Here is an 8,875-nt window from a genome sequence, read left to right on the forward strand (position 1 = left end):
TGGGGCGGAGCCCCCCGCGGATCTCGCACGGAACCCCCGGCGGGTCTGGGGCGGAACCCCCGGCAGGAACTGGCACGGAACCCCCGGCAGGGACTGGCACGGAACCCCCGGCAGGGTCTGGGGCGGAGCCCCAGGGGCGGGTGACCCGGCCATCTATCGAGACGGGCGGGTGGGTGGGTGGGCAAGGTCCCGCCGGTCCGGGCTTCGCCTCTTCGGCGGGTGAAGCCGCAAATCCGCACGTACCGTCGAATGCATGACGCACATCGACGCGGGCGCCGAGTTGGACCCCGTGCACCCCGTGCCCGTCCCGGCGGTCCGGGCGACCGGGCTCACCGCCGCCGAGGTCGCGGAGCGCGTCGCCCGGGGCCAGGTCAACGACGTACCGGCGCGCAGCAGCCGCTCTCTGCCCGACATCGTCCGTGCGAACGTCTTCACCCGGTTCAACGCGATCATCGGCGTGCTCTGGCTGGTCATGCTGTTCGTCGCGCCGATCCAGGACAGCCTCTTCGGCTTCGTGATCCTCGCCAACACCGGCATCGGCATCATCCAGGAGTGGCGGGCGAAGAAGACCCTCGACTCCCTGGCCGTCATCGGAGAGTCCCGGCCCACCGTGCGGCGCGACGGCACCGCCGCCGAGGTCGGCACCTCCGAGATCGTGCTGGACGACCTGATCGAGATCGGTCCGGGGGACAAGGTCGTCGTCGACGGGGTGTGCGTCGAGACCGACGGGCTGGAGATCGACGAGTCCCTGCTCACCGGTGAGGCCGATCCCGTCGTCAAGCGGCCCGGCGACCCGGTCATGTCCGGCAGCTTCGTCGTCGCCGGCGGCGGAGCCTTCAAGGTGGTCAGGGTCGGCCGCGAGGCCTACGCCGCCCAGCTCGCCGAGGAGGCCTCCCGCTTCACGCTCGTCCACTCCGAGCTGCGCACCGGCATCTCCACCATCCTCAAGTACGTCACCTGGATGATGATCCCGACCGCGATCGGCCTGGTCATCAGCCAGCTCGTGGTGCAGCAGCACGGCCTCAAGGACTCGATCGCCCGGACCGTCGGCGGCATCGTGCCCATGGTCCCCGAGGGCCTGGTGCTCCTCACCTCCGTCGCCTTCGCCATCGGTGTCATCCGGCTGGGCCGCAAACAGTGCCTCGTCCAGGAGCTGCCCGCCATCGAGGGCCTGGCCCGCGTCGACACCGTGTGCCTGGACAAGACCGGCACGCTCACCGAGGGCGGCATGGACGTCACCGAGCTCAGGTCCCTGGACGGCTACGACGAGACGTACGTCGGCAAGGTCCTCGGCGCGCTCGGCGAGTCCGACCCGCGTCCGAACGCCTCCCTGCAGGCGATCATCGACGCCTACCCGGACAGCGAGGAGTGGCGCTGTGTGGAGTCGCTGCCCTTCTCCTCCGCCCGCAAGTACAGCGGCGCCACCTTCAGCGAGGGCAACGGGGAGTCCAGTACGTGGCTGCTCGGCGCCCCCGACGTACTGCTCCCGGCGGGCGCCCCCGCCCTCGCCGATACCGGGCGGCTGAACGAGCGGGGCCTGCGCGTGCTGCTGCTCGCCCGTGCCGCCCGCGACCTCGACGACCCCGAGGTTTCCCGGACCGTCGCGCCCGCCGCCCTCGTCGTACTGGAGCAGCGGCTGCGTCCCGACGCCGCCGACACGCTGCGCTACTTCGCCGAGCAGAACGTCCGCGCCAAGGTCATCTCCGGCGACAACGCGGTCTCCGTCGGCGCGGTCGCCGCGAAGGTCGGCCTGACCGGCAGCACCGTGGACGCACGCCGGCTGCCCGAGGGGACGGAGGGCATGGCGCGGGCCCTCGACGACGGCACGGTGTTCGGGCGGGTCACCCCGCAGCAGAAGCGGGAGATGGTCGGCGCCCTGCAGTCGCGCGGGCACACGGTCGCGATGACCGGCGACGGCGTGAACGACGTGCTGGCCCTGAAGGACGCCGACATAGGGGTGTCGATGGGTTCGGGCTCGGAGGCCAGCCGGGCGGTCGCGCAGATCGTGCTGCTGAACAACAGCTTCGCCACGCTGCCGTCGGTGGTCGCCGAGGGGCGGCGGGTGATCGGCAACATCACCCGGGTCGCGACCCTGTTCCTGGTGAAGACCGTCTATTCGGTGCTGCTGGCCCTGCTCGTGGTGTGCTGGCGGGTGGAGTACCCGTTCCTGCCCCGGCACCTGACCCTGCTGTCCACGCTCACCATCGGCGTCCCGGCGTTCTTCCTGGCCCTGGCCCCGAACACGGAACGGGCCCGGCCGCACTTCGTGCGGCGGGTCATGCGGTACTCGGTGCCGGGCGGGGTGGTGGCCGCCGTGGCGACCTTCGTGACGTACCTGCTCGCGCGTGACTACTACACCGGGCCGGACTCGCTGGACGCGGAGACCAGCGCGGCGACGCTGACGCTCTTCCTGGTCTCGATGTGGGTCCTGGCGATCATCGCCCGGCCCTACACCTGGTGGCGGGTCACGTTGGTGGCCGCGATGGGCCTCGCGTTCGTGCTGGTGCTGGTGGTGCCCGGCCTGCAGCGCTTCTTCGCGCTCAAGCTGGTCGGGGCGACCATGCCGTGGGTCGCGGTGGCCATCTCCGCGGTGGCGGCGGTCGCCCTGGAGTTCCTGTGGAAGTGGGTCGACCGCCGCTTTCCCGCCTAGATCCGGCGCCGGTTCACTGCCGGAGGCGCCTTCGGAGAAGCATCGGTATCCAGCGCCTCCCGGCTGAAGCTGCCTGTGCAGCGGGACGGAACGACAGGTCAGTCGAACCAGCGGTCCCGCGCCAGTTCCTCCGTCCGCGACGGGTCCTCCAGCAGCGCCGCGACCTCGAAGCGGCGCGGCCACTGACCGGCGGCCCAGGCGAGCCCGGCGGCCACGCCCTCCAGGGTCGACGCGTGCAGCACGCCGTCGGAGGTCAGCCGCCAGTCCAGTTCGGTCCCGTCGACGACGAGTTCCTCGTGCTCGACGTACGTCTCCGGCGTCCGCGGCCCGAGCAGCACCCGTACGGGTTCCGGCACGTCGTGCTCGGTGCCCTCGGAGTCCACCTCGCCGGTGACGGACTCGCTCAGCCGCCGCACCTGGAACAGCTCGGCCAGCTCGGCGGCCCGCGACGGGCGTACGGGCAGCAGCGGAACACCCGCGGTGAAGGGCAGCAGGTCGGGCGAGTCGCACACGACGGCCTCGGTCGCGTCGACGACCTCGACCCGCCCGTCGACCACGGCCCGCAGCTCGTCCGGCAGCGTGACCTGCTCCGGGTCCAGCTCGGCCAACGCTCCGTACAGGGCGTGCAGTTGTGCGGCCGTCACCGGGCGCCCGGGGTCGGCGAGCCGGTCCAGCAGCTCGGCGGCCCCGCCGGGTTCGTCGAGCAGGGCGGCGACGCTCGTGCGGACGCCCAGCGCCCGCAGTACCTGCTCGTCGTCGAAGCCGGTGGCGTCGGCCTCGTCGTACAGGCCGCGCAGCAGCGGGTCGGAGCCCGCGGCGCGCAGACCGGCCGGGCGGCGCCCGCCGAGCACCGGGTGCCCGCGCAGCCACCAGGCCGTGTACGGCCGTACGACCTCGTGGGTGCCGTCCGGGAGCAGAATGCGCACCGGCTGGGTGATCGCGTCCCGCAGCGGCGGCTGGGCAAGCAGGGCGAGCGCCCGGGGCCAGTGGTCGTCGTCGACGAGGTCCAGGTCGCGCACGGCGACGATCTCGGTGGCGACCGGCGGTACCGGGCTGTCCGGGAAGCGGTCCAGGAGGTCCTCGCACCAGACGTCGACCGCGTCCAGCAGGCCGGGGTCGTCCGGCTCCGGGAAGTCGCTCTCCCGCGGTTCCAGCTCGTCGGGGTCGAGGACGACGTCCGTGGCCCGGACGAGCGCGAAGTTCACCAGGACCCCGCAGGCGGCCAGCGGCTGCTCGCCCCACCTCTGGGCCAGCACGGCGTCCACGGCGGCGAGTTCGCCCTCGTGCAGGACCTGGGCGAACGGGCCCTGGGGGAAGACCAGTTCACCGGCCGGGGCGAGTTCGCCGTCCTCGTCGGGCAGGGCGAGCGCGCCGAGCCAGGGTTCGTCGCCGGGCTCCAGTCCGGCGTCGCGCACCAGCGCGAGGACGGTCTCGGCCAGTTCCTCGGCGTCGGGCGTGTCCTCGTCCCACGCGCCGCCCTCGTCGTCCAGGGAGGCGGCCACGGCGGCCCGCACCTGGGGGGTGGTGAGCACGGCACGCGGGCTCGCGGGCAGGGCGCCGAGCTTCTCCAGGATGGGGTGGGCGGCGTCCGGGTGGGCGACCTTCAGGCCGAGCCGCGCGAGCACCTCCGGGTCGATCGGGGCGGCGTCCGGCGTCGGCAGCAGCACCTGCCGGGGCCCGATCGTGGTACGGCCGTCGGCGAGCGGCACGGGCAGCCCGGACAGCCGGTCCGGGTCGACACCCGCGAGGCTGTCGTACAGCCGCCGCCACCAGTCCGGGTCCTTCTCCAGCCCGGCCAGCCGGTCGACGGCGTCGGGCAGCGCGACCCGGGCCACGCCCAGCGTGCGCAGCTCCACGCGCCTTTCCAGCCCGGCGGGCAGCAGGGTGGGCAGCACCTCGGCGAGCACGCGGACGGTTTCGGCGCCCGCGCCCTCCACCACCTCGGCGTCCCGCGGCCGCAGCGACTCGGGCAGGTCGTCGTCGTGCTCCCCGGGGACGACGGCGGGCGGCAGGAAGGAGGTCCGCGGCAGCCGGTCGAGGATCGCCTGCCGCAGCGCGCCGTCGAGCTCGCCCTTGCCCAGCGGGCCCGGCACCAGATCGATGATCCCCTCGGCCACCGGCCGCCACTCGCCCAGGAGTTCGGCGTACGCGTCGGCCGCGCGCTGCACCAGGAAGTCGGTCAGCGGGCCGGGCGCGGGGTGGCGGCGGGTGGTGTCCAGCGGGAAGGACCCGATGAGCAGGGCCGGCACGCCGAGCGGCTCGTCGCTCGGTGTCGGGGCGTGCAGGACGGGGCTGGTGCGGGGGCGGGCGGGGGCGCCGTAGGAGTCGACGGGGGCGGCCCAGGTGACGGACCAGTGGGGGCGCAGGCGCTCCTCGACGGGCCGGCCGGCCAGGAGTTCGGGCGTGAGGGGGCCGTGGGCGGAGGCGGTTCGCCAGTGGGTGATGCCGTCCCGGGAGTCGTCCACGACGGTGAAGGGCCCGTCGGTGCGGCGGCGCAGGGTGCGGGCCGGCTCGCCGTTGATCTCGACGACGACCTCTTCGACGCCGGGCAGGGCCAGCAGGAGGGCGTCGTCGACAGCGTGCAGGAGCCGCTCGGCGAGGTCGGCGGCGGCCGCGTCGCGCAGGGGCAGGATGACGACCGTGTCGTACGGGTCTGGGGCGGTGCCCTCGGCGGCGAACGGCAGCCGCAGCAGGGGCACATGTCCGTCGCGCCGGCGGATCTCGTCGCCGAGGCCGGGACTGTGCCGGGCGGTCTCCTCGGCGAGGCCGCGCGCCTCGGCCAGGGACCAGCGGACACCGCCGTGCCGGCCGACGACCGCGGGCTCGTCGGTGACGGCGAGGACGGCCGCGAAGCCGACGCCGAACCGGCCGACCGACGGGGTGTCCCGCTTGGCGGAGGCCCGCAGCGTGGACAGCGACTCCACACCGGCCGCGTCGAGGGGTGCGCCGGTGTTGGCGGCGACGAGGACGTCGTCTCGCAGGGTCAGCCGCAGCCGGCCGGGCACACCCGCGCGGGCGGCGGCGTCGGCGGCGTTCTGCGCCAGCTCGACCACCAGCCGGTCCCGGTACCCGCCGAGGACCAGGTCCTCCTCGGCGTTGGCGTCCTCCCGGAACCGGGCCGGGCTGGTGGCCCAGGCGTCCAGCACGCCGCGCCGCAGTCGCACGGTCCCGAACGGATCGCCTCCGGCGGACGGCTGCACCAACATGCTCACGATTCTCTCCTCATCGGGGTGCCCTGAAGGTACCGCGAGGACGACGGTCCACCCGTCCGGCGTGGGAGGAGGAGACCGCCGGGCCGATGGGGATCCGGGGGCGAGCCCCCGGGAACACGGGCCACGGCGAACCCCGCAGCCGCACCCCTACGAGTGGCCCAGCTCGGCCGTCTCGTCGTCGGCGACGGGCACGGAGCCCGAATCCCGCTCCGGCCGCAACGGGAAAGGATCCACCCGGGTCTCGTCGATCACCGGCGCAGCCGGCTGCGGCGGCTTCGGCATGACGGCGGCCTCGGAGTGCCCGCCGCAGCCGTACGCCAGTGACACCACATGGCCGTCGGCCGGGGAGAACTCGTTCGCGCACAACCCGAAGGCCTGCCCCAGCGGACCGCCGATCGGCACCAGGAAGCCGCAGCTCACGCAGGCCGCCGGAGCCGCCTGCGCCATCGCCGTCTTGGGGCCGAACGCCTCCTCCCAGCGTTGGGCGGCGAGATGCAGGCCATAGCGGGACAGGACGCGGACGCGGCGCATGCCCAGTTCCTCGGCCACCGCCGCGATCGAGCCGCGCGCCGGTGCCGTCGGCAGGTTCCGCGGGGGGCCCTCGGTGACCTCGGCGTCCTCCGCCTCCACCAGCTCGGCCATCTCCTCGGAGACCGGGGAGTTCGGCGCCAGCTCGTCCTCGCCGGTGTACCCGGGCTCCAGGCGGAGGTCGTCGGCTTCGGTGGGCAGCAGGTCGCCGGGGCCCATGTCGCCCGGGCGCAGGCGCTCGCTCCAGGGCACCCACTCCGGCGCGAGCAGCGCGTCCGGGCCGGGCAGCAGGACCACCTCGTCCAGGGTGACGATCTTGGCGCGGGACGCGCGGGCCACCGTCACGGCCCAGCGCCAGCCGCGGTACCCGAGCTCCTTGCACTCGAAGAAGTGCGTGACGACGCGGTCACCTTCGGACACCAGGCCCGCGTGCTCGCCGACGACGCCGGGCGCGGCCGCCTCCTCGGCTGCGGCGCGGGCGAGGTCGACGGCCTCGGCGCACAGTCGGTCGGGGGTACGGCTTCGCGTGGTCGCTGCGCTCACAGGTATCGCTTCTCTCCTACGCCGTCTCTCGGGTGCGCCGGCCTGAAGGCGGCGGGGCGGACGGAGCGGACCCGGGGACCGCGTCGACGTACGCGCCCGATCGCGCTCGGGCGCACCCACGTCATCCATTCTGCGGTATGTCCGTAAGGCGCGCGGCCGAGAACGTTCGCCACGGCGCGCTACGCACGCTACCTTCTCGCTGCCGTTCGGCCTACACCGACGGCATGCTTCGCCGCCCCGCGGCACGTGTTTCCCGCGCGCCCACCCGACTCGTCCGGTGACGCAGGGGTGCCGGCGCGGGCGGCTGCCCGAGTGCCTTCGCCGGGTTCCGTCGGCCCCATCCGTGCCGTAATCGCACTACCTATGCCTGTCTCGGGGCACTATGACGGGGTGGCAGCCGCGAGGACGCCCCCGGGGACCGCCGGGATCGGTGGGGCCAAGGGGCTCAAGGGGAGCAGCCGGGGCAGCGGTTCGGGCCGGTTCGGCGGGTCCGTCCGCGCGGTCGGGCGTGCCCTGCACCTCCCTGTGACGGGAACGGTTCGCGGCATCCGCAGGGCGACACACGCGCACGGCGCCGGGGAGTCCGGCCTCGGCAAGCTGATCGAGCTGCACGCCGTGAACGGCGCCGGCGACGTCATGATCACCGTGGCGCTCGCCTCCACCGTCTTCTTCTCCGTGCCCACCGACGAGGCCCGGGGCCGGGTCGCGCTGTATCTCGCCATCACGATGGCACCGTTCACGGTGCTCGCTCCGGTGATCGGCCCGCTCCTCGACCGGCTGCCGCACGGCCGGCGCGCCGCGATGGCCGGCGCGATGCTCGCCCGGGCCCTGCTGGCGCTGGTCATCGCCGGGGCGGCGGCCGGTGGCAGCCTGCAGCTGTATCCGGCGGCGCTGGGTGTGCTGGTCGCGTCGAAGGCGTACGGGGTGGTCCGCAGCGCCGTCGTACCGCGGCTGCTGCCGCCCCGGTTCTCCCTCGTCAAGGCGAACTCGCGGGTGACACTCGGCGGGCTGCTGGCCACCGGGGTGGCCGCTCCGGTCGGGGCCGGCCTGCAGGCGCTCGGCCCCGGCTGGCCGCTCTACGGCGCCTTCGTGATCTTTGTGGCGGGAATGTTCCTGTCCTTCTCCCTGCCGCCGACGGTGGACTCGGCCAAGGGCGAGGACCGGGCCCTGCTCGCGGCGGACGAAGAGCATCTGCACGGCCCGCACCGCAAGCGGCTCAAGCGGCCCGGCCTGCGGACCGTCGGCACGGCGGTCACCCACGCCCTCGCCGCCAACGCGGCCCTGCGCTGCCTGTCCGGCTTCCTGATCTTCTTCCTGGCCTTCCTGCTGCGGGAACATCCGCTGACCGGTGAGGGCGCGGCGGTGTCCCTGGGAATCGTGGGGGTCGCCGCGGGGGCGGGCAACGCGCTCGGCACGGCGGTCGGGGCGTGGCTGAGGTCGCGGGCTCCGGAGGTCATCATCGTGACCGTCGTCGCCATCGTGCTCGGGGCGGCGGTCGTCGCCGCGCTCTTCTTCGGCGCGTTCCTGGTGGCCTGCCTGGCCGGGATCGCGGGCTTTGCGCAGGCGCTGGCCAAGCTGTCGCTGGACGCGCTGATCCAGCGGGACGTGCCTGAGCAGGTACGCACGTCGGCGTTCGCGCGCTCGGAGACGCTGCTGCAGATGGCCTGGGTGCTCGGCGGCGCCATCGGCATCGTGCTGCCCCTCAACGGCGTCCTGGGGCTCTCGGTCGCCGCCGCCATCGTCGCCACCGGCTGGCTGACCACCACCCGCGGCCTCCTCACCTCAGCCCGCCACGGAGGCGCCAGCCGCCCTCGCGTGGCGTGACGTCGGGCCGCGCGGGGCCTCCACCCGGGCCGACGGGTGAGCTGACGCCCGAGCCGACGGGTGAGCTGACGCCCGGGCCGACGGTTGCCAGGCCCGGATCAGCGGTGAGCGGGCGCCC

General features: G+C 74.2%; 4 protein-coding genes. 2 read left to right on the plus strand and 2 right to left on the minus strand.

All coding sequences use genetic code 11. The features are described from left to right. Positions 1 to 253: 253 nt before the first annotated feature. Positions 254 to 2,650, plus strand: a complete 2,397-nt coding sequence (locus AB0A61_RS23785) for an HAD-IC family P-type ATPase (protein ID WP_361295554.1) — start codon at positions 254 to 256, stop codon at positions 2,648 to 2,650. 98 nt (positions 2,651 to 2,748) lie between these two features. Here AB0A61_RS23785 and AB0A61_RS23790 read toward each other — a convergent pair whose 3' ends face one another. Further along, positions 2,749 to 5,856 carry a molecular chaperone Hsp90 gene (locus AB0A61_RS23790; protein ID WP_361295810.1) on the minus strand — a complete coding sequence of 1,036 codons (3,108 nt, stop codon included), beginning with the start codon at positions 5,854 to 5,856 and terminating at the stop codon, positions 2,749 to 2,751. A 153-nt stretch (positions 5,857 to 6,009) separates the two neighbouring features. After that, positions 6,010 to 6,933, minus strand: a complete 924-nt coding sequence (locus AB0A61_RS23795; RefSeq protein WP_361295557.1) for a DUF3027 domain-containing protein — start codon at positions 6,931 to 6,933, stop codon at positions 6,010 to 6,012. 390 nt (positions 6,934 to 7,323) lie between these two features. Between AB0A61_RS23795 and AB0A61_RS23800 the strand changes: the two genes are divergently transcribed. Further along, complete coding sequence (locus tag AB0A61_RS23800; protein WP_361295560.1) at positions 7,324 to 8,757, plus strand: MFS transporter; 1,434 nt, start codon at positions 7,324 to 7,326, stop codon at positions 8,755 to 8,757. The last annotated feature ends 118 nt before the right edge of the window (positions 8,758 to 8,875 follow it).

This window comes from Streptomyces sp. NPDC046197 (assembly GCF_040646295.1).
GTDB lineage: Bacteria > Actinomycetota > Actinomycetes > Streptomycetales > Streptomycetaceae > Streptomyces.